Here is a 20,293-nt window from a genome sequence, read left to right on the forward strand (position 1 = left end):
GATTAAAACTGTGGAATTGTGCTCTGGCGCGTGCGCCGGAAAGGTTTTGTTTTGCCGCTTTGATTAAAGCGGCGGTCGCAGTTGATTGCGGCCTGAGTGATTGAGTAGGCACGGTGCCAAGTGCGGTGGCAACGGTGTTTGAGTGTGTGGACTGCCTCAGAGGGGGGCGCGGGATTACGCGTTCTCGGCAGGCCGAGTGAGTTTGGAAGACGAGGGATTGAGAAAAATGCATAGCGGCATCGACAAGGAAGCCAAATCTGGCCTCCTGTTTCCAGCAAATCTGATCGAGGGGAACGACATGGCGGCTTCAGGCGGCGCGGAGAAGGCATTCGACCGGGTCAAAGCACAACTGAAGGCACGCCTGGGAAGCGAAGTCTATTCGAGCTGGTTCGGCCGTATGAAGCTGACGGAGGCGTCCAAGGGCCTGGTGCGCATATCTGTGCCGACGGCCTTCCTGCGGTCCTGGATCAACAGCCACTATCTTGACCTCATCGCTGAGCTCTGGAAGCAGGAAGACCCTGAAATCCTGAAGATCGACATCGTCGTGCGCACGGCGACGCGGCTTGCCCCGATTTCCGACGAAATTGAGCAGTCGACGGCACGCAAGCCCGTCCGGCAGACGCACAGCGCCCTTTCGAATGGCACAACCGTCAGTGCACCCGGAATGGAACGCTCGGCCTCGCCCCGCCCGCATACGGCCGACAGCGATTTCCGCCAGAGCGTGCTCGGCTCGCCGCTTGACGCCCGTTATACGTTCCAGTCCTTCATAGAGGGCCCGTCCAACCGTGTGGCGCTCGCGGCATCACGCGCGGTTGCTGAATCGACATCGCGCTTCAACCCGCTCTTCCTTCACGCTACCGTCGGCCTCGGCAAGACCCACCTTTTGCAAGCGATCGCAGCCGAGTCGCTGAAACAGAACCCGAAATCCCGCGTCGTTTATCTCACCGCGGAGTATTTCATGTGGCGCTTCGCAACGGCGATCCGCGACAACAACGCCCTGACCCTCAAGGAGCAGCTGCGCGACATCGACCTGCTCATCATTGACGACATGCAGTTCCTGCAGGGCAAGTCGATCCAGCATGAATTCTGCCACCTCATCAACATGCTGCTCGACAGCGCCAAGCAGGTTGTCGTCGCCGCCGACCGGCCGCCGGCGGAGCTGGAATCGCTCGAGCCGCGCGTTCGCTCGCGCCTCAATGGCGGTGTGGCGCTCGAAATGTCGGCGCCCGACTACGGCATGCGGCTCGGCATGCTTCAGTCGCGGCTGGCCAGCGCCAAGACGGACGATGCGAACCTGCATATCGACGAGGAGGTTCTCTCCCACGTCGCCCGCACCGTCACCGGCAGCGGCCGCGAGCTGGAAGGCGCCTTCAACCAGCTGCTTTTCCGCCAATCCTTCGAACCGCAGATCAGCATCGAACGGATCGATGAAATTCTTGGCCATATCTACCGCTCGGGCGAGCCGAAGCGGGTGCGCATCGAGGACATCCAGAGGATCGTCGCGCGTCACTACAACGTCTCGAAGACCGAGCTTCTGTCGAACCGCCGCACGCGCACCATCGTCAAGCCGCGCCAGATCGCCATGTATCTCGCAAAGGTTATGACGCCGCGTTCGCTGCCGGAAATCGGGCGGCGCTTCGGCGGACGCGACCACACCACGGTTCTGCATGCAGTGCGCAAGATCGAGGATCTCTCCGGCGGCGACAACACGCTGGCGCAGGAACTCGAATTGCTCCGCCGGCTCATTACCGACCAGGCCTGAACAGGACAAATTGGCCGCTTTGCACAGGCGGCCACCTGTCGCAGCAAGGTTATCCCCAAAAAGCCCGCGGAACTGCTTTTGAGCAGCGGCGCGGGCTTGCCTTTCGCGACTTTTTCCTGTCAGTTTGACCGAAATCCGGCCCTGTTGGGACTTTCGCGGGAATCCGAGCCCGGAATTCCGTTTCTTCATTCAAGCGAGCTTGTTTCGTCATGCGTGTTATCCTGGAACGCTCAAACCTCCTGAAGTCTCTCAACCACGTTCACCGCGTGGTGGAACGGCGCAACACGATACCGATTCTGTCGAACGTGCTGCTGAGCGCCGACGGGGCGAGCCTTGAAATGAAGGCCACCGACCTTGACCTCGAGGTGACCGAAGCCACCGCAGCAAAAGTCGAGCAAGCCGGCGCAACGACGGTTCCGGCGCATCTTCTCTATGATATCGTGCGCAAATTGCCGGATGGCGCAGAGGTCATGCTGAAGACCGACGAAGACGGAAATGCGATGTCCGTCATCTCCGGGCGTTCGAGCTTCCGCCTGCAGTGCCTGCCGCAGTCGGACTTCCCCGAACTTTCGGCCGGCTCTTTCTCGCATATCTTCCGCCTCGAATCGGCCGCCATGAAGGGCCTGATCGAGAAGACCCAGTTCGCCATCTCCACCGAGGAGACGCGCTACTATCTCAACGGCATTTACTTCCACGCCATCGAATCCGGCGGAAAACTCAAGCTGCGCTCCGTCGCGACCGACGGCCACCGTCTTGCGCGCGCCGAAATGGATGCGCCGGCCGGCTCGGAAGGCATGCCGGGCATCATCATCCCGCGCAAGACCGTCAGTGAATTGCAGAAGCTGGTCGACGACCCGGACGTTGCCGTGACCACCGAACTTTCCGACACCAAGATCCGCTTCACCATCGGCAGCGTCGTCCTGACCTCCAAGCTGATCGACGGAACCTTTCCGGACTACCAGCGCGTCATTCCGACCGGCAACGACAAGAAGCTGGTCATCGACCGCGAAAGCTTTGCCCGCGCGGTCGACCGCGTCTCGACAATCTCGTCCGAACGCGGACGCGCCGTAAAGCTCTCGATCTCGGAAGGCCAGGTAACGCTCGCCGTCAACAACCCGGATTCGGGTAGCGCCACCGAGGAACTCGCCGCCGATTATTCGTCGGACCCGATCGAGATCGGCTTCAACGCGAAATACCTTCTCGACGTGGCGGCCCAGCTTTCGGGCAGCGAAGCCAGATTCATGCTGGCCGATGCCGGTTCGCCAACGCTTATCCACGATATGTCGGACGAGGATGCGCTCTACGTGCTCATGCCGATGCGTGTCTAGGCGCGCGACGGCTGGAACTGCGTCGACAGGCAGGTAGACGGATTTGGCGTCGACCCACATAAGTAAGCTAACGCTTACGAACTTCCGCAATTACACCGCGCTTTCGCTCGACTTGCAGCCGGGCGCGGTTGTTTTTACCGGCGACAACGGCGCCGGCAAGACCAACCTGCTGGAAGCAATCTCCTTCCTGACCCCTGGGCGCGGCCTGCGGCGCGCACCCTATGGCGACGTTGCCCGCGAAGGCAGCGATGGCGGCTTCACGGTCCATGCCCATGTCGAGGGCGAAAACGGCGACGCGGAAATCGGCACCGGAACGACGGGAAGCGATGCACCAGGAGAAGCAGGCCGGCGCGTGCGCATCAATGGCGCCAATGCCAAATCAGCCGAGGACATGCTCGAATGGCTGCGCGTGATCTGGCTGACACCGGCCATGGACGCGCTGTTCACCGGTCCCGCCGGAGACCGTCGCCGCTTTCTTGACCGTCTCGTGCTGGCAATCGATGCCAGCCATGGCCAGCGTGCGCTGGACTACGAAAAGGCGATGCGCGGCCGCAACCGGCTTCTGGCCGAAGAATCGCGCGACCGCGGCTGGTTCGAGGCAATCGAGACGCAGATGGCCGAAACCGGCGTGGCGATTGCCGCCGCGCGTGCCGAGATGGTGCGCCTGCTGGCCGCGATGATCGAGAAGCTGCCAGCGACCGGGCCTTTTCCGCAGGCCGACATCAGCCTTGCCGGCACGCTGGAAAATCAGATCGGCCTGCAGCCTGCCGTTGAGATCGAGGAAAATTTTCGCCGCATGCTGGCCGAGGGCCGCGAGCGTGATCGTGCCGCCGGCCGCACCCTGGAAGGGCCGCATCGCAGCGACCTGATCGTCAGCCACCGGCCAAAAGCGATGCCGGCGGAACTCTGCTCGACCGGCGAGCAGAAGGCGCTTCTGGTCGGCATCATTATTTCGCATGCAAGGCTTTGCGGAGAGATGTCTGGCACGGTGCCGATCCTGCTGCTGGACGAGATCGCCGCGCATCTGGACGCCGGGCGGCGGGCAGCACTGTTTGCGATCCTTGAGGAACTGGACTGCCAGGCCTTCATGACCGGCACGGAGGCCGCGCTGTTTTCAAGCCTGCGCGGCAAAGCGCAATTCCTGACCGTCGACCATGGCTCGGTGCACCCGACGGAAGATGCCTGACAAGCAGATTGCCGGTCGATATGATCGCCCCATGAACGTTTCCAGCCCGCCTCCACTCAACGACGAAGAACTCGAACGCTACGCGCGCCATATCGTGCTGCCCGAGATCGGTGGCGCGGGGCAGCAAAAGCTGAAGCGCGCGCGTGTGCTGGTCATCGGTGCCGGCGGGCTCGGCGCACCCGTGCTGCAATACCTGGCGGCTGCCGGCGTCGGCACGCTCGGCATTGTCGATGACGACACGGTATCGCTCTCCAACCTCCAGCGTCAGGTGATCCATGATACCGGCGCGATCGGCATGTCGAAGCTGGAAAGTGCGAAGGCGTCACTCCATCGCATCAATCCGAACGTTAGTGTGGAATTACAGAATCTTCGCTTGAGCGAAGGAAACGCGCCGGATCTTATTGCCAGCTACGATATGGTCGCGGACGGGTCCGACAATTTCGAGACGCGCTATGCCGTCGCCGACGCCTGCGCTGCGACAGGCCGGCCGCTGGTGCATGCCGCAGTCGGGCGGTTCGACGGCTCTATCACCGTGTTGAAACCCTTCGAGACCAACGCAAAGGGCGTGCAAAACCCGAGCTACCGCGACCTGTTTCCCGAGGCACCGCCGGCGGGACTGGTGCCATCCTGCGCTGAAGCCGGCATCGTCGGCGCGCTGACAGGCGTGATCGGCACGCTGCAGGCGATGGAGGTGATCAAGCTCATCACCGGGATAGGCGAGCCGCTTGTTGGACGGCTGTTGCTTTACGACGCATTGGCCGCGCGCTTCGACACGATGCGCTACAAGAGGCCTGCATGAGCGGGTTTGCGAATGAGTTGACCATCGAGCTGATCCAAGAGGATTTTCAGGACTGGGACGGCCTTCTGGCGCTTATCCTGAACGCCTTCGCCTATATGAACGGCGTCATCGACCCGCCCTCTTCCGCCTTGGCGCTGACGCCGGAAAGCCTGCGCGCGAAGGCGGCGCAGGAAACGGTCTTTCTCGCCACCGATGGTGAGCGGTTGCTAGGCTGCATCTTCGTGGCGGAGAAGGCGGATCACTTTTATGTCGGCAAGCTCGCGGTCGATCCGGCAGCGCAGGGAAGGGGCATCGGCAGGCGATTGCTCGGCGCTGCCGAGCAGCACGCCCGGAAGCACGGCAAGCCCGCGATTGAGTTGCAGACGCGCATAGAGCTGACCGGCAACCACAAAGCCTTTCAGCAACTGGGTTTTCAGGAAACCGAACGCTCGGCCCATCCCGGTTACAATCGGCCAACTTCCCTGACTATGCGGAAGGCACTGGCTTGAGCCTCCAACTCTCTGACGCGGAGCGAAAAATTGCCGCCGGCAGCGACGGCCAGGCCATGGCGATGCGCATCGTCATCGACAGCGCCCGTTTGCTCGGCGCCCCGCGCCTTATCCCCGTAGCCTCGGCCCACATCGACGGCGCGCTCTATCATGGCGATTCCGGCACGCTTTTCGCGGAAAAGCTCGTCGAAGGTGGTGCAAAAGTGGCCGTTCGCTCGACTCTGAATGTCGGCGCGCTCGACCTGATGGGCTGTTCACGGGTGCGGCTGGAGGAGCCCGCGCGTGGCATGGCGCGGCGCATGATGGACGCCTATCGCAAGCTCGGCTGCGAGCAGAGCTGGACCTGCGCACCCTATCAGGCCGGCCACCGGCCGGCTCTCGGCTCCGACGTCGCCTGGGGCGAGTCCAACGCAGTCGTGTTCTGCAATTCCGTGCTGGGTGCGCGCACGAACCGCTATGGCGATTTCCTCGACATCGCCTGCGCCATCACCGGACGAGCGGCGGATTACGGCCTGCACCGGCCGGAAAACCGGCGAGCGACGCTCGTGTTCGACGTGTCCGCCCTGCCCGCCGCCTTCCTCACCTCCGAAATCGCCTGGCCGGTTCTCGGCAGCCTTTACGGACGCGAAGTGGGAAACGCCGTCGGGGTCGTGACGGGTATATCGAAGCATCCCGGCGAGGATGCGCTGAAGGCCTTTGGTGCCGCAGCTGCATCGTCTGGCGCGGTCGGGTTGTTTCACATCGCCGGTGTGACGCCGGAAGCGCCAGATCTGGCGGCAGTCCTCGGCGGCGAGGTGCCGGAAACGACGATCAATGTAACGCCGCAGATGGCCTTCGATACCCAGCGGCGGCTATCGACCGCGGTTGCAGCAAGCTCGATCGACGCCGTCGCCATCGGCAGCCCTCATCTGTCCCTTTCCGAGTTCGAAGCATTGGAAAGGCTGATTGCCGGGCGCCGCCTGAAAGTTCCGGTCTACGCCTGCACAGGACGGCATGTTCTTTCCGAACTGGAAAAGACCGGGCAACGCAAGGCACTGGAAGCGTGCGGCGTGGTCATCGTTGCCGATACCTGCGTGGTCGTCACGCCGATCCTGCCGGAATTGCGGGATGGCATCCTGATGACCAATTCGGGAAAATTCGCCCAGTATGCGCCGGGCAATACCGGCTATGCCGTGCTTTACGGCTCTCTCGCAGACTGCGTCGAAAGCGCCATTTTAGGTAAGCCAAGACTTACGGAAATCGCATCGTGAGTGCGCTGCAATGCGAAATTCTCGTTGCGGGCAGTGCCAGCAAAGGCGAGGCGCTGGTTTTGACCGCGCCGATCTCATTCTGGGGCGGCGTCGACCCGAAAACGGGGAAGATTGCGGATGTCCGTCATCCGCAGCATGGCCTGACGATTTCCGGCAAGGTGCTTTGCCTGCCCGGAACGATCGGCTCGTCATCGGCGTCAGCGGTGTTGATGGAACTGGTTCATAATGGACACGCGCCTGCCGCGCTGATCCTGCATGAGCCTGATGCGATCCTGCTTCTCGGACTGATCGTTGCCCACGAAATGGGCTGGCAGACGCCGATTGCGGTGAAGCTCGACCGACAGTGTTTCGATGCGTTCAGAAACCGCCGTATCGAAGTGTCCGGGAACGGCGTTGTTTCAACGATAGCCTGATCTGCAAGGGGCCGTTCAAATCCGGTTCGGTAGCACGCGATCCGGCGGGCGATGGCCGTCGATGAAGGTTCTTATATTGATGATGACCTTCTCGCCCATGTCGATGCGGCCTTCTATCGTCGCGGAACCCATATGGGGCAGGATGACGACCTTGCCCTTGGCGGCGAGCTTGACCAGCTTGGGATTGACCGCCGGCTCATGCTCGAAGACGTCGAGGCCAGCGCCCGCCAGCTTGCCGTCCTGCAGCAACTTGACCAATGCGTCCTCGTCGATCAGGTCGCCGCGCGCCGTGTTGACGAGGTAGGCCGTGGGCTGCAGCAAAGCGAGGCGGCGCGCCGAAAGAAGATGGAAGGTCGCCGGCGTCGACGGGCAGTTGACCGAGATGATGTCCATGCGGGCGAGCATCTGGTCGAGGCTTTCCCAATAGGTCGCCTCCAGCTCGTCCTCGACGCTTTTCAGCACACGATTGCGGTTGTGATAGTGGATCGCCAAGCCGAAAGCCTTGGCGCGGCGCGCCACGGCAGTGCCGATTCGGCCCATGCCGACGATGCCGAGGCGCTTGCCCCAGATGCGGCGGCCGAGCATCCAGGTCGGCGACCAGCCGGCCCATTTTGTCCCGTTTTCAAGCACATTGGCGCCTTCTGCCAGACGCCGCGGCACAGCCAGCATCAGCGCCATCGTCATGTCGGCGGTGTCTTCGGTCAAAACGTTGGGCGTGTTGGTGACGGTGATTCCCTTCCGGCTGGCCGCAGCCACGTCGATCTTGTCGACGCCGTTGCCGAAATTGGCGATGAGCTTGAGCTTTTCACCGGCCTGCTCGATAAGCGCGGCATCGATGCGATCGGTCACGGTCGGCACCAGCACATCCGCCTCTTTCACCGCCGCGACCAGCTCCGGCTGGCTCATCGGGCGGTCTTCGAGGTTCAGCCGCGCGTCGAAAAGCTCGCGCATGCGGGTTTCCACCTGATCCGGAAGCTTGCGCGTGATCACCACGAGGGGCTTCTTTTTAGCGGCCATTGTTTCCTCGAATCCGGATCCTGTTGAGACCTCTTTAACCAAGACGAGCGAAACTGAAAACCAGTCTTGGCGAGACTGACTGTGTATCAAGCAGTCTCGTCGAAGACAAAGAAAAAGGGCGCGGCCGCCATGAGTAAGGCGCCGCAGAGCTTGCAAAGGAATGGCAGTGTTTGGGTTCGTGTCGCTTCGTATGTCGTTTGGTGCAGCCGTGCTCGGCCTCGCCCTCGTCTCGACGGGGGCCTTGATAACGGCTGGCCAGGCAGCCGCACCCGGCCAGGAGACCACCAGGGGGCCGAGCGGCTTGCCTTTGCCGCGATTCGTCAGCCTCAAGTCGGGCAAGGTCAATTCGCGCATCGGACCAGGCCTGAATTATGGCGTGGACTGGCTCTATATGAAGCCGGGCCTGCCGATGGAGATCATCCAGGAATACGACACATGGCGCCGGGTGCGCGATGCCGAGGGCTCGGAAGGCTGGATCAACCAGTCGCTGCTGTCCGGCCGGCGCACGGCGATTGCCGCACCATGGCAGCGCGGCAAGGATGCCAAGATCTCACTGATGGCCAAGCCGGACAACGAGGCGCGAGCGGTCGCCATCATCGAGCCGGGCGTGGTCGGAACGATCAAGTCGTGCAATGGCGACTGGTGCGAAATGACCTTCGACGGTCACACCGGCTGGATCAACCAGACGCAGGTCTGGGGCGCCTATCCCGGCGAGCAGGTCAAGGATTAGGTTTTGTCTCGGCCGATACGGCCGAGATGCGTGTCCTGGAATCCCGTTGCGAGCTTCAGCCCATAACCGAGCGCCCGATCTATGGCGATATGGGCAATCCAGATGAATGCGATCTGCACCACCAAGGCGTCACCGATTATGTAGAGGCCGACCGCCAGCATCACCAAGGGCCAGATCAGGACATGCAGCATGTTGTAGGCGAAGGCGCCGACGCGCGGCCCGGCCAGATAGCCCAGCATCGCAAGATCAGGCGCCAGAATCAGCAGCACAAAGAGCGGCCACGAGCCGCCGGCAAATGCATAGGCCGCTATCGCTCCAACAGCGACGACAATCCATTCAAGCCTGACAATGAGGTCAACGGGCCGCAACGAGCCCATGTGCGGCTCAGCCGCCCCGCTTCGGACGAAGGCGAACGACGATGTCGACGTTGGCGATTTCCATGCCTTCGGGCGGTTCGGGCAGGTTGAGCACCTTCACCGGACCGGATGCGATGTCGAAGACCTTGTTCTCACCTTCGATGAAGAAGTGATGATGGTCGGAGGTATTGGTGTCAAAATAGGTCTTTGCACCTTCGACAGCCAGAATGCGGAGCAGGCCGGCCTCGGTGAACTGATGAAGAGCATTGTAGACGGTTGCCAGCGACACCGGCACGCCGGCCGCCACAGCTTCTTCGTGAAGTTCCTCGGCCGAGAGATGGCGGTCGCCCTTGGCGAAAAGCAGATTGGCGAGCGCGACACGCTGCCGCGTCGGGCGCAGGCCCGCTTCGCGCACACGTTCATCGACTGCAATCTTGTTCGGGACGGTCAAATCCATCAATCCGCCAAATCCAATTCATCTCATCATGAAATTCACCACACGATTTTCGCGTGATAAAAGCCATACGTTCCTTGACATATATTCTGTCGGGGCAAACCGATCAATAGGCGCACATTGACCCAGGGAGACCGGCAGGCTAATCGCAAACGGCGGTTTCCGAGCGGAAACAGACTGTGTTAGTGAACTAGGACAAAGCGGAGCGGAAGCTCCCGGAAGTCATACAGGGACGAGATTTCATGGCGGTTGCAAAATCCAGCTACGAATATGAGGAACTGCTCGCCTGCGCTCGCGGTGAACTGTTCGGGCCAGGAAACGCGCAGCTGCCGGCGCCGCCGATGCTGATGTTCGACCGGATCACCGAAATTTCCGAGACCGGCGGCGAGTTCGACAAGGGCTTTGTGCGCGCCGAGCTCGATATCAAGCCGGACCTCTGGTTCTTCCCCTGCCACTTCATCGGCAATCCCGTCATGCCCGGTTGCCTCGGTCTTGATGCCATGTGGCAGTTGACCGGGTTCTTCCTCGGCTGGCTCGGCGAACCCGGCAAGGGCATGGCGCTGTCCACCGGCGAGGTCAAGTTCAAGGGCATGGTGACGCCGAAGGTCAAAAAGGTCGAATACGGCATCGATTTCAAGCGTGTCATGCGCGGCCGGCTGGTGCTCGGCACGGCCGATGGCTGGCTAAAGGCCGACGGCGAGACTATCTACAGGGCAACGGACCTGCGGGTCGGTCTCGCCAAGCAGGAAGCAGCCTGACCGCGGGCACGCAGTCACGAAGGAGTAATTATGAGACGCGTCGTTGTCACGGGCCTTGGAATCGTATCGTCCATCGGAAACAATGCGCAGGAGGTCCAGGCCTCGCTGCATGATGCCAAATCGGGCATCAGTTTCTCCGATTCTTTCGCCGAACACGGTTTCCGCTGCCAGGTCTGGGGCGCGCCGACGCTCGACACCACTGAGCTCGTCGACCGCCGTGCTGCGCGCTTCCTGTCGCAGGGCGGCATGTGGAATCACGTCGCCATGAAGCAGGCGATCGCCGATAGCGGCCTTGAAGAGGCCGACATATCCGGCAACCCGCGCACCGGCATCATCATGGGTTCCGGCGGACCTTCGACGAAAACCATCGTGGAAGCGTCGGAAATCACGCTGAAGAACAACAGTCCGAAGCGCATTGGACCGTTCGCGGTGCCAAAGGCGATGTCCTCGACCGCTTCGGCGACACTCGCGACCTGGTTCAAGATCCACGGCGTCAATTATTCGATCTCGTCGGCCTGCTCGACCTCGGCGCATTGCATCGGCAACGCCGCAGAGATGATCCAATGGGGTAAGCAGGACATCATGTTCGCCGGCGGCCACGAAGACCTCGACTGGACCATGTCGAACCTGTTCGACGCCATGGGCGCGATGTCCTCCAAGTTCAACGACCGCGCGTCCGTCGCCTCGCGCGCCTATGACGTCAACCGCGACGGCTTCGTCATTGCCGGCGGCGCCGGTGTGCTGGTTCTGGAAGAACTGGAACACGCAAAGGCGCGCGGCGCCAAGATCTACTGCGAACTGGTCGGCTACGGCGCCACTTCCGACGGCTACGACATGGTCGCCCCTTCCGGCGAAGGCGCTATGCGCTGCATGAAGCAGGCGCTGGCGACCGTTTCTGCTCCGGTTGACTACATCAACACGCATGGCACCTCGACGCCGGTCGGCGATTCCAAGGAGATGGGCGCCATCCGCGAGGCGTTCGGCGACAATATACCGAACATCACCTCGACCAAGTCGCTCACCGGCCACTCGCTGGGGGCTGCGGGCGTGCAGGAATCGATCTATTCGATCCTGATGATGCAGGGCGGTTTCATTGGCGAGAGCGCTCATATCGAAGAACTCGACCCGGAATTCGAAGGCATGCCGATCGTGCGCAAGCGCATCGACAACGCGAAAATCGACACGGTTCTGTCGAATTCGTTCGGCTTCGGCGGCACGAACGCCACGCTCGTTTTCCAGCGTCACAACGGCTAAGGATATTCTTCCGATGGAAGGTTTGATGAAGGGCAAGCGCGGCCTCGTCATGGGCGTCGCCAACGATCACTCTATTGCCTGGGGCATAGCCAAGCAGCTTTCCGCGCATGGCGCGGAGATGGCTTTCACCTATCAGGGCGAGGCTTTTGGCCGCCGCGTGAAGCCGCTGGCCGAAAAGGTCAATGCTTCGTTGGTGCTGCCCTGCGATGTTGAGGACAGCGCATCCATCGCGTCGGTTTTCGAAACACTCGGTAGCGAATGGGGCGGCATCGATTTCATCGTCCACGCCATCGGCTTTTCCGACAAGAACGAGCTGAAAGGCCTCTACGCCAACACGACGCGCGAGAACTTCGTCCGGACCATGGTGATCTCGTGCTATTCCTTTACGGAAGTGGCGCGCCATGCCGCTGGCCTGATGAAGGAAGGCGGCTCGATGATCACGCTGACCTATGCCGGCTCGACCCGCGTCATGCCCAACTACAACGTCATGGGCGTCGCCAAGGCCGGTTTGGAGGCCAGCGTGCGTTATCTGGCCGACGATTACGGGCCGCGCGGCATCCGCGTGAATGCGATTTCAGCCGGCCCCGTCCGCACGCTCGCCGGCGCCGGCATTGCCGATGCGCGCCACATGTTTTCTTACCAGCAGCGCAATTCACCGCTGCGCCGCACCGTTACCATCGACGAGGTCGGCGGGTCGGCTCTGTATCTCCTGTCGGACCTGTCATCGGGCGTCACGGGCGAAATCCACTATGTCGATTCCGGCTACCACATCGTCTCGATGCCGACGCTCGAGGAATTGAAGCAGTCGGATGGCAGCGAATAATTCCGCTTTCCTGTAAAATTAAACAGTTTAAGCGAAACCGATTTTAAGGGGATGTGTGCGAAAAGACCCTGTAAGTTAGGGACTTAGTGCATGCCAGCGGCCACAGATCCAAACCGCAGCCCGGTTTTCCGGTTGATTACCATTGCCGCTTCCGGCATGGGCAGTTTCATGCTGGGCATATGGGGCCTGAAATTCGGGTTCGGCGACGGCCTCGCCGGCATGAATGCCGAAATGGTCATGGCTATCATCGCAGCACTCTGCGCACTGGCTGCCGCCGGGTCGGCGATGTCCTTCTATGCCGGCGTCGATGAATCGGCCAGCTATGTCTACAATGAAACGCAATTCGACAAGCTGACCGGCCTGCACGCCCGCACCGCCATGATGAGCAGGATCGGCGAAGCAGCGTCCTCCACGGTGAAGAGCGGAAAGCCGGTCTTCCTTATCGATATCGACATCGATCGCTTCAAGCAGATCAACGATTCGATCGGCTACAGCCAGGGTGACGAGCTTATCAAGCGCTTCACCGAGCGATTGAAGACCAATCTTCCGCGCGGCGTGGTGATCGGCAGGATCGGTGCCGGCGAATTCGCGATCCTCTATCCGGACCGCCCCGACGTGATGTCGGTGGAAAAGCTGGTCGAGATGCTGATCGACCGGCTGATGGAGCCGTATCACCTGAAGACGCATCTCCAGTCGATCAATCTGTCGGTCGGCATCGTTGCCATGCCGAAGGACGGCCTGGACCCGGCTGTCATCCTGCGCCGGTCAAACCTTGCCCTCCAGCATTCTCGCGCCAGCGGCATCGGCAGCTGGTCGGTGTTCCACCCGGATATGGGCCTCGTGGCAGACCATCGCCAATGGGTAGAGGCCGAACTTCAGATCGCGTTCGACCGCGGCGACTTCGATCTCCACTACCAACCGCAACTCGACCTTCCGACCGGGCGCATCGTCGGCTACGAAGCGCTTATCCGCTGGAAACATCCCGAGCGTGGGATGATCCCGCCGATGGAATTCATCCCCATCGCCGAAGAGACGGGCATGATCGTCCCGATCGGCGAATGGGTTCTGCGCAGAGCCTGCAGCGACGCAAGGCATCTCCCAGACGACTGCTTCGTTGCGGTAAACATCTCGCCGGTCCAGTTCATGACCAAGGATTTCGTCGGCACCGTCCAGGCCGCGATGGACAGCACCGGGATCAGGCCGAAGCGGCTTGAACTTGAAGTCACCGAAACGGCGATGATGCAGGACCGCGACCGCGCCGGCGTCATCCTCAAGCAGCTTTCCGAGATGGGCATTTCCGTTGCCGTCGATGATTTCGGCACCGGCTATTCCAATCTCAGCTACCTCATGGACTTCCCCTTCGACAAGCTGAAGATCGATCGTTCCTTCGTCAGCCGCATCGATACGGAAAACAGCTCGGGCGCGGTCGTTTCGACGATCGTGGGACTATCCCGCGCGCTCGGCGTGCGCACCATCGCCGAAGGCGTGGAAACCGAGAGCCAGGCAACGCTTCTGCGTGCCGCCGGTTGCGAGGTCGTTCAGGGATATCTGTTCGGACGCCCGGCACCCCTAAGGATCGTCGGCGGTGGCAAGCTCGGTGTCGTCAGCGAGCGGCACGTCGCATAAAGCGGTACGGTCTCATCGCCTTCAACGTCGCGCGCCAAGCACCTTGAACATCCCGGTACGGCAGATTTCTTCCTGCGCCGAGAAAGCTTCCGACAGCGTCTTTTCATAGGGAAGCTGCCGGTTGGCGACCATCACCAGCCGTCCGCCCGGCTTCAGCGCGGCAGCGGCAGCGCGGATCATGCCCTGTCCGATATCCGGTTCAGCCGTCCGCCGTTGATGAAAAGGCGGGTTCATGACGATCAGGTCGTAGCGATGGGCCACCTGCTCAGCAGAGAGGTCGTGCCAGAAGAAACGCGGCACGAGGGAGGCGGTGGCCACCACATTGCGCCTGGCGGCTTCGAGCGAGGCAAAATCCGCCTCATAAAGGTCAAGCGTCGATATCTTGGCATAGTGGGCTGCAAGCTCGGCCGCGATGTAACCCCAACCGGCGCAGAAATCGGCAACGGCGCCTGTGATCTTTTTGGGCAGATTCTCGACCAGCAGCCTCGATCCCGCATCGATCTCGCCTGCCGAAAACATGCCGGGCGCGGTATGGAAGCGTCCGTCCACGATCGTTTCGCCATTGCCCGCGCGCAGCAATTCGATTGCCTGCGCCACATTCGACGGTCGGCGGAACCAGAACGCCACGCCATGGTGCTTCGGGGCATGTCCGTCAATCGCAACCATTTCGTCCAGCCGCTTGCGCAGGCTGGCGATGCCATCGTCCTTGCTGCCGGCGACCACGATCAGCCCGTCTGTACGAACCCGTTGAAGCGCATCGGCAATCAGCAATTCATTGGCACCGCGATGACGGCCGCACAGCACCAGCGCAGCATCGAAGTTTTCGCCCTCGGCACGCGGCGAAACGGCATAGCCACCCGCCTCCAGACCCCGGACATAGGGGCGAAATCCCTGCACCATCGATAGATCGGCATCAAAGTCTTCGGGCCGTTGAAATCCCGGCTCGGCCCCGAGAAACAACACCTTTTCGCCCTTGCCCGGCGCTGCAAGCAGTTCCGCTTCGAAGGGATGAAAAAGGGTCTTCAGTGCGTCTCGGGACATGGCCTGCCTTGATATCGTGAGCTGGGCGTCAGAGGCAAAAGAAAACGGGCGCAACCTTGCGGCGCGCCCGTTTCATTTAATTATTCGCGTCGATCAGGCGGCGTTTTCTTCGCCGTCAGCCTTCTTGTCACGCGCGATTTCCTTGCCGGTCTCCTGGTCGACGACCTTCATCGACAGGCGGACCTTGCCGCGCTCGTCAAAGCCCATGAGCTTGACGTAGACCTTCTGGCCTTCCTTGACGACGTCCGACGTCTTGGCGACGCGGTCGTTGGCAAGCTGCGAGATGTGAACCAGGCCGTCCTTGGGGCCGAAGAAGTTCACGAAGGCGCCGAAATCGGCGGTCTTGACGACCGTGCCTTCGTAGATCTCGCCGACTTCCGGCTCGGCCACGATGGTGTGGATCCACTTCTTGGCCGCCTCGATCTCCTTGGCGTTCGACGAAGCGATCTTGACCGTGCCGTCGTCTTCGATGTTGATCTTGGCGCCGGTCTTTTCGACGATCTCGCGAATGACCTTGCCGCCCGAGCCGATGACGTCACGGATCTTGTCGGTCGGAATGTGCATGACCTCGATGCGCGGCGCGAACTCGCCGAGCTCCGAACGGCCCTCGGTGATGGCATTGGCCATCTCGCCCAGGATGTGCAGGCGGCCTTCCTTGGCCTGGCCGAGAGCGACCTTCATGATCTCTTCGGTGATGCCGTCGATCTTGATGTCCATCTGCAGTGCGGTGATGCCGCCCTGCGTGCCGGCCACCTTGAAATCCATGTCGCCGAGGTGATCCTCATCGCCAAGAATGTCGGAGAGAACGGCGAAACGCTCGCCTTCCTTGATCAGGCCCATGGCGATGCCGGCAACCGGCTTGGCCAGCGGAACGCCGGCATCCATCAGCGCCAGCGAGGTGCCGCAGACGGTCGCCATCGAGGACGAACCGTTGGACTCGGTGATTTCCGAGACGACGCGCAGCGTGTAGGGGAACTGCTCGGCAGCCGGCAGCATCGGGCGAATGGCGCGCCAGGCGAGCTTGCCATGGCCGATTTCGCGGCGGCCGGGCGAACCCATGCGGCCGGTTTCACCGACCGAATAGGGCGGGAAGTTGTAATGGAGAAGGAACTTCTCCTTGTACATGCCGGTCAGCGAGTCGACATACTGCTCGTCCTCACCAGTGCCGAGCGTCGCAACCACGATAGCCTGGGTCTCGCCGCGGGTGAACAGCGACGAACCATGGGTGCGCGGCAGGATGCCGACTTCCGACACGATCTGGCGAACGGTCGAGAGATCACGGCCGTCGATGCGCGAACCGGTGTCGAGAATGTTCCAGCGCACGATCTTGGCCTGGAGTTCCTTGAACACGGTCGCGACCTTGTCGGAAGAATACTTCGCTTCCTCGCCCTCGGCCGGTGCGAATGCAGCCTTGACCTTGGCCTTGACGGCGTCGACAGCGGCATAGCGGGCCTGCTTGTCGGTGATCTTGTAGGCGTCGCGCAGTTCGCCTTCGACGATCTTCAGCATTTCGGCTTCGAGATCAGCATAGCTCGGCGAGGTGAAATCGCGCGGGTCCTTGGCGGCAACTTCAGCGAGCTTGATGATCGCGTCGATGACCGGCTGGAAGCCCTTGTGGCCGAACATGACGGCGCCGAGCATGATGTCCTCGGGCAGTTCCTTGGCTTCGGACTCGACCATGAGAACGGCGTCGCCCGTGCCGGCAACGACGAGGTCGAGAAGCGATTCAGGCATCTCGTCGACATGCGGGTTGAGTTTGTATTCGCCGTTGATGTAGCCGACGCGTGCGCCGCCGATCGGGCCCATGAAGGGCACGCCCGAGAGCGTCAAGGCAGCAGACGTGGCGACGATCGACAGGATGTCCGGATCGTTTTCGAGATCGTGCTGGACGACGGTGACGACGACCTGCGTGTCGTTCTTGTAGCCGTCAGCAAAGAGCGGACGGATCGGGCGGTCGATGAGGCGGGAAACCAGCGTTTCCTTCTCGCTCGGACGGCCTTCACGCTTGAAATAGCCGCCCGGGATCTTGCCGGCGGCATAGGTCTTTTCCTGGTAGTTGACGGTCAGCGGGAAGAAGTCGAAGCCCGGCTTCGGCTCTTTCGCGGAGACGACGGTGGCCAGCACCATGGTCTCGCCGTAGGTGGCGAGCACTGCGCCGTCAGCTTGACGGGCGATCTTGCCGGTTTCGAGGATGAGCGGGCGTCCTGCCCACTCGATTTCCACGCGGTGTTGTTTGAACATGTCTTGTCCTTCAAATGCGGAAAGGCGGCGCAATGCATGCGCGCAGCGTTTCCTGGCTTGTTTCAGACGAGCCACGGGCAAGACAACGGGAGGTCTGGATTAACGGCGTTCGACAACGCCCCAGGCATCCTGCAATCCTGCCCCATGACTGGTCCCATGGGTGGTCTCGGCGCTGCCCTCTGCTGCAGCCGAAACCCTGCTTTGGCATCTGATCTGCCGGACAGGCGCAAGGCCCTCGGCATCTGGATGCATGGACCTGCAGTGGGCAGGCCCGAATAAGAAGACCGGCGGACTTTCAGGACGAAAATCCGCCGGTCAGGAGTTTAGCGACGCAGGCCGAGCTTCTCGATCAGCGTCTGGTAGCGGGCCTCATCCTTGCCCTTGAGATAATCAAGGAGGCTGCGGCGCTGCGAAACCAGGGCCAGAAGACCACGGCGGGAATGGTTATCCTTCTTGTGGTCCTTGAAGTGCTCGGTCAGGTTCTTGATCCGCTCCGAGAGGATCGCTACCTGGACTTCCGGCGAACCGGTGTCACCCTTGGCGGTAGCGAATTCGGAAAGCAATTCGGTCTTGCGTTCAGCAGTAATCGACATCGTGTTTTTCCTTTCAATTTGAGGAAACGGGACGCCCACGGCCGGGATGTCGTCCAGCGGGGGCCAGTACACATGCGCAATCTTGCGCGATGCTGCGGCGCATATAGTGCAAAAAGCCGATAAAGGCCATAGCGAATCGAAAACCGGCAAAAAGTCGGCGTTTTAACCCGCAAAGACCCGCTTCGGCTTGAACATGCCGGCCTCGATCGCGCCAATCGCCACCAGCTTTCCACGCGCGGTGGCACAGGCTTCCTCGGCTTCCACGGGCGCATCGCGGCCACGAATAATGACCGGATTGCCGAGCCTTATCTTGGCTGCCGCATCGTCGGTGATAGCCACCTGCGGCAGGCACTCAAGTGCAGCACCGGTATCAACGATATAGGCGTCGATGGCATCGTAGCTCAACACCACCTCTTCCCCTTCTTCCGCCTTCGGCACCGCGGCCTCCAGCTGTTCCAGCGTGACAAGATCCTCGGCGGTGAAAGGATCGACCTCGGTGCGCCTCAGCGTCGAGATGTGGCCGAAGCATTCGAGATCGCGGCCCATGTCGCGGGCCAGCGAACGGACATAAGTGCCCTTGCCGCATTCGATCTCGAAAACCGAATTGCCTTCCGGCGTGGTTTCGATGAGTTCAAGCCGCCCGATTTCGATTTCCCGGGCGGGAATGTCGACCGTTTCGCCTTCGCGCGCCAGGTCATAAGCGCGCTCGCCGGCGATCTTGATCGCGGAAAATTGCGGCGGTATCTGCATGATGACGCCGGTGTATTTCGGCAGCAGCGCCAGGATTTCGGCTTCCGACGGGCGCTTTTCCGAAGTCTTCGTCACCGGGCCTTCGAGATCGTCGGTCGAGCGCTCCTCGCCCCAGGCAACCGTGAAGCGGTAGACCTTGGCACCGTCTTGAACGTAAGGCACCGTCTTGGTCGCCTCGCCGAGCGCTATCGGCAGCATGCCGGAAGCGAGCGGGTCGAGCGTGCCGGCATGGCCGGCTTTTTCGGCCTGGAACAGCCACTTGATCTTGGAGACCGCGTCGGTCGAGCCCATGCCGATCGGCTTGTCGAACACCAGCCAGCCGGAAATCGGCCGGCCTTTCTTCTTGCCCCTGCGCCCCACTATTCCTGCTCCTTGTCGTCGTCGGCTTCCAGATCCCGCACGACCACCGGCGATTTCAGGAGTTCATTGATCTTGGCGAAATTGTCGTAGCTCGTGTCCAGCCGGAAGCGGAATTCCGGCATATATTTCATCTGCCGCAACGCCGACGAAACGCGTCCGCGAATGAAGCGCGCATGCTTGTTGAGCGTTTCGATCACCGCCGCGTCGTCGCGCGCGCCGAGCGGCGAGACGAAAGCCGTCGCGATCTTCAGATCCGGCGACATGCGCACTTCGGAGATAGATATCACCGTCGTCTCTATGACGGGGTCGAGTATCTCGCCACGCTGCAGCATCTCGGACAGCGCATGGCGCACCTGTTCGCCGACGCGAAGCTGGCGCTGGGAGGGGCCTTTTTGTTGGGACATCTACGTCTTTCTAAAGCTACGAGTTCGGCTCGGCTCTCTCAGATAATCAACGGGTAAGATCAAAGAGCCTGTATAATGACGATCAGGCCGCGATCATCGATCTGAGGGCCACATCTTTCAACGAAAGTTGCCTGGCCTGCTCAGTCATCCGCTCAAATGTGGTTCGCACCAGCATTTTGGTTTGCTCCACGCTCTCAAAAGCGCGGTGAGGCACATAACAAATATTCCCAGCCGAAATGAAACCAACCAGATCGCCGGTCACCACCATTCTGTCGATATCCGCAAAGCCAAGGTGCGTATAGGTTCCACTTTGCCGCCATTGAAGGCCGTCTGGCTCGACAGAGAATTGCACAGGACGTTCAGGCTTGTTCTTTCGCAACCAGCGCGCCGTCAGACTGCGGCCCAGACGCACACCGATGATAGAGCCGGCCACATAAATTACTGCCATTACGCATATCATAAGGACATTCGCGTAGTGGGTACCGATTTCGGGCCGAAAGAAATTGCCTGCGGTTACACCCAGTCCATAGGCCACAAGTCCAAGAAGGATGTAATATGGCCAGCACCAATAGCGCTGCCATGGGCTGAGAATACGGCGAGCCGCAATGCCGCCCGCCGTAATCATCTCTGAGTAGTCAGGCGTGTAACCTAACTGCATGC

21 protein-coding genes are annotated in these 20,293 nt (G+C 61.2%); 12 read left to right on the forward strand and 9 right to left on the reverse strand.

The annotated features are described in order from the left end of the window. Positions 1–226: 226 nt before the first annotated feature. The 7 genes from dnaA to G6N74_RS15715 all read left to right on the forward strand — a co-directional run bounded on the left by dnaA (position 227) and on the right by G6N74_RS15715 (position 7,226). Complete coding sequence (gene dnaA, locus G6N74_RS15685; RefSeq protein ID WP_165118897.1) at positions 227–1,762, forward strand: chromosomal replication initiator protein DnaA; 1,536 nt, start codon at positions 227–229, stop codon at positions 1,760–1,762. A 209-nt stretch (positions 1,763–1,971) separates the two neighbouring features. Further along, positions 1,972–3,090, forward strand: a complete 1,119-nt coding sequence (gene dnaN / locus G6N74_RS15690; protein WP_165118898.1) for a DNA polymerase III subunit beta — start codon at positions 1,972–1,974, stop codon at positions 3,088–3,090. Positions 3,091–3,133: 43 nt separating this feature from the next. Then, positions 3,134–4,276 carry a DNA replication/repair protein RecF gene (gene recF, locus G6N74_RS15695; protein ID WP_165118899.1) on the forward strand — a complete coding sequence of 381 codons (1,143 nt, stop codon included), beginning with the start codon at positions 3,134–3,136 and terminating at the stop codon, positions 4,274–4,276. A gap of 31 nt (positions 4,277–4,307) precedes the next feature. Further along, positions 4,308–5,075, forward strand: coding sequence for a molybdopterin-synthase adenylyltransferase MoeB (locus G6N74_RS15700; protein WP_165118900.1), 768 nt, complete (start codon positions 4,308–4,310; stop codon positions 5,073–5,075). Then, positions 5,072–5,563 carry a GNAT family N-acetyltransferase gene (locus G6N74_RS15705; RefSeq protein WP_165118901.1) on the forward strand — a complete coding sequence of 164 codons (492 nt, stop codon included), beginning with the start codon at positions 5,072–5,074 and terminating at the stop codon, positions 5,561–5,563. Before G6N74_RS15700 ends, G6N74_RS15705 begins: the two co-directional genes overlap by 4 nt. Beyond that, positions 5,560–6,813: an aconitase X gene (locus G6N74_RS15710; protein WP_165118902.1), complete on the forward strand. Its 1,254-nt coding sequence runs from the start codon at positions 5,560–5,562 to the stop codon at positions 6,811–6,813. The genes G6N74_RS15705 and G6N74_RS15710 overlap by 4 nt, the downstream gene beginning before the upstream one ends. Next, positions 6,810–7,226 (forward strand): aconitase X swivel domain-containing protein, encoded by a 417-nt coding sequence (locus G6N74_RS15715; RefSeq protein WP_165118903.1) that lies wholly within the window; start codon positions 6,810–6,812, stop codon positions 7,224–7,226. The genes G6N74_RS15710 and G6N74_RS15715 overlap by 4 nt, the downstream gene beginning before the upstream one ends. Before the next feature lie 15 nt (positions 7,227–7,241). Here the strand turns inward: G6N74_RS15715 and G6N74_RS15720 are convergent, their stop codons facing one another. Next, entirely contained in the window at positions 7,242–8,243 is a 1,002-nt protein-coding gene (locus G6N74_RS15720; protein ID WP_165118904.1) for a 2-hydroxyacid dehydrogenase, read from the reverse strand. A gap of 166 nt (positions 8,244–8,409) precedes the next feature. Here G6N74_RS15720 and G6N74_RS15725 point away from each other — a divergent pair, with 166 nt between their 5' ends. Continuing rightward, a complete protein-coding gene (locus tag G6N74_RS15725; protein WP_165119210.1) occupies positions 8,410–8,973 on the forward strand; it encodes an SH3 domain-containing protein in 564 nt (187 codons plus the stop codon). Here G6N74_RS15725 and G6N74_RS15730 read toward each other — a convergent pair. Beyond that, positions 8,970–9,341 carry a DUF4260 domain-containing protein gene (locus G6N74_RS15730; protein ID WP_165119211.1) on the reverse strand — a complete coding sequence of 124 codons (372 nt, stop codon included), beginning with the start codon at positions 9,339–9,341 and terminating at the stop codon, positions 8,970–8,972. The two genes, G6N74_RS15725 and G6N74_RS15730, sit on opposite strands and share 4 nt — an antisense overlap. A 16-nt stretch (positions 9,342–9,357) precedes the next feature. Beyond that, positions 9,358–9,786 (reverse strand): iron response transcriptional regulator IrrA, encoded by a 429-nt coding sequence (gene irrA / locus G6N74_RS15735; RefSeq protein WP_091911198.1) that lies wholly within the window; start codon positions 9,784–9,786, stop codon positions 9,358–9,360. Positions 9,787–10,025: 239 nt separating this feature from the next. Between irrA and fabA the strand changes: the two genes are divergently transcribed. The 4 genes from fabA to G6N74_RS15755 all read left to right on the forward strand — a co-directional run bounded on the left by fabA (position 10,026) and on the right by G6N74_RS15755 (position 14,244). Next, positions 10,026–10,541, forward strand: a complete 516-nt coding sequence (fabA, locus tag G6N74_RS15740) for a 3-hydroxyacyl-[acyl-carrier-protein] dehydratase FabA (protein WP_091911200.1) — start codon at positions 10,026–10,028, stop codon at positions 10,539–10,541. 30 nt (positions 10,542–10,571) lie between these two features. Next, entirely contained in the window at positions 10,572–11,795 is a 1,224-nt protein-coding gene (gene fabB, locus G6N74_RS15745; RefSeq protein WP_165118905.1) for a beta-ketoacyl-ACP synthase I, read from the forward strand. A gap of 13 nt (positions 11,796–11,808) precedes the next feature. After that, a complete protein-coding gene (fabI, locus tag G6N74_RS15750; RefSeq protein ID WP_165118906.1) occupies positions 11,809–12,618 on the forward strand; it encodes an enoyl-ACP reductase FabI in 810 nt (269 codons plus the stop codon). A gap of 90 nt (positions 12,619–12,708) precedes the next feature. Further along, positions 12,709–14,244, forward strand: coding sequence for a putative bifunctional diguanylate cyclase/phosphodiesterase (locus tag G6N74_RS15755; RefSeq protein WP_165118907.1), 1,536 nt, complete (start codon positions 12,709–12,711; stop codon positions 14,242–14,244). Positions 14,245–14,265: 21 nt separating this feature from the next. Here G6N74_RS15755 and G6N74_RS15760 read toward each other — a convergent pair whose 3' ends face one another. From G6N74_RS15760 to G6N74_RS15785, 6 genes are all read right to left on the reverse strand, one after another. Beyond that, positions 14,266–15,285: a class I SAM-dependent methyltransferase gene (locus tag G6N74_RS15760; RefSeq protein ID WP_165118908.1), complete on the reverse strand. Its 1,020-nt coding sequence runs from the start codon at positions 15,283–15,285 to the stop codon at positions 14,266–14,268. A 93-nt stretch (positions 15,286–15,378) separates the two neighbouring features. Further along, positions 15,379–17,526, reverse strand: a complete 2,148-nt coding sequence (gene pnp, locus G6N74_RS15765; protein ID WP_165118909.1) for a polyribonucleotide nucleotidyltransferase — start codon at positions 17,524–17,526, stop codon at positions 15,379–15,381. 323 nt (positions 17,527–17,849) lie between these two features. Further along, entirely contained in the window at positions 17,850–18,119 is a 270-nt protein-coding gene (gene rpsO / locus G6N74_RS15770; protein ID WP_091911211.1) for a 30S ribosomal protein S15, read from the reverse strand. A 162-nt stretch (positions 18,120–18,281) separates the two neighbouring features. Then, positions 18,282–19,229, reverse strand: a complete 948-nt coding sequence (truB, locus tag G6N74_RS15775) for a tRNA pseudouridine(55) synthase TruB (protein ID WP_165118910.1) — start codon at positions 19,227–19,229, stop codon at positions 18,282–18,284. Further along, on the reverse strand, positions 19,229–19,633 hold the full coding sequence (rbfA, locus tag G6N74_RS15780; RefSeq protein ID WP_165118911.1) for a 30S ribosome-binding factor RbfA: 405 nt from the start codon (positions 19,631–19,633) through the stop codon (positions 19,229–19,231). The genes truB and rbfA overlap by 1 nt, the downstream gene beginning before the upstream one ends. Before the next feature lie 82 nt (positions 19,634–19,715). After that, complete coding sequence (locus G6N74_RS15785) at positions 19,716–20,291, reverse strand: hypothetical protein (RefSeq protein WP_165118912.1); 576 nt, start codon at positions 20,289–20,291, stop codon at positions 19,716–19,718. Positions 20,292–20,293 lie beyond the last annotated feature (2 nt).

This window comes from Mesorhizobium zhangyense, from assembly GCF_011045115.1.
GTDB lineage: Bacteria > Pseudomonadota > Alphaproteobacteria > Rhizobiales > Rhizobiaceae > Mesorhizobium_M > Mesorhizobium_M zhangyense.

Excerpts from the sequence above, each read along its gene's own strand:
- dnaA (WP_165118897.1), top strand. The coding sequence starts at position 227 with ATGCATAGCGGCATCGACAAGGAAGCCAAATCTGGCCTCCTGTTTCCA.
- rpsO (WP_091911211.1), bottom strand. The coding sequence starts at position 18,119 with ATGTCGATTACTGCTGAACGCAAGACCGAATTGCTTTCCGAATTCGCT.
- irrA (WP_091911198.1), bottom strand. The coding sequence starts at position 9,786 with ATGGATTTGACCGTCCCGAACAAGATTGCAGTCGATGAACGTGTGCGC.
- G6N74_RS15755 (WP_165118907.1), top strand. The coding sequence starts at position 12,709 with ATGCCAGCGGCCACAGATCCAAACCGCAGCCCGGTTTTCCGGTTGATT.
- G6N74_RS15720 (WP_165118904.1), bottom strand. The coding sequence starts at position 8,243 with ATGGCCGCTAAAAAGAAGCCCCTCGTGGTGATCACGCGCAAGCTTCCG.
- pnp (WP_165118909.1), bottom strand. The coding sequence starts at position 17,526 with ATGTTCAAACAACACCGCGTGGAAATCGAGTGGGCAGGACGCCCGCTC.
- G6N74_RS15700 (WP_165118900.1), top strand. The coding sequence starts at position 4,308 with ATGAACGTTTCCAGCCCGCCTCCACTCAACGACGAAGAACTCGAACGC.
- G6N74_RS15785 (WP_165118912.1), bottom strand. The coding sequence starts at position 20,291 with ATGCAGTTAGGTTACACGCCTGACTACTCAGAGATGATTACGGCGGGC.
- G6N74_RS15705 (WP_165118901.1), top strand. The coding sequence starts at position 5,072 with ATGAGCGGGTTTGCGAATGAGTTGACCATCGAGCTGATCCAAGAGGAT.
- fabB (WP_165118905.1), top strand. The coding sequence starts at position 10,572 with ATGAGACGCGTCGTTGTCACGGGCCTTGGAATCGTATCGTCCATCGGA.
- fabI (WP_165118906.1), top strand. The coding sequence starts at position 11,809 with ATGGAAGGTTTGATGAAGGGCAAGCGCGGCCTCGTCATGGGCGTCGCC.
- G6N74_RS15760 (WP_165118908.1), bottom strand. The coding sequence starts at position 15,285 with ATGTCCCGAGACGCACTGAAGACCCTTTTTCATCCCTTCGAAGCGGAA.
- rbfA (WP_165118911.1), bottom strand. The coding sequence starts at position 19,633 with ATGTCCCAACAAAAAGGCCCCTCCCAGCGCCAGCTTCGCGTCGGCGAA.
- fabA (WP_091911200.1), top strand. The coding sequence starts at position 10,026 with ATGGCGGTTGCAAAATCCAGCTACGAATATGAGGAACTGCTCGCCTGC.
- dnaN (WP_165118898.1), top strand. The coding sequence starts at position 1,972 with ATGCGTGTTATCCTGGAACGCTCAAACCTCCTGAAGTCTCTCAACCAC.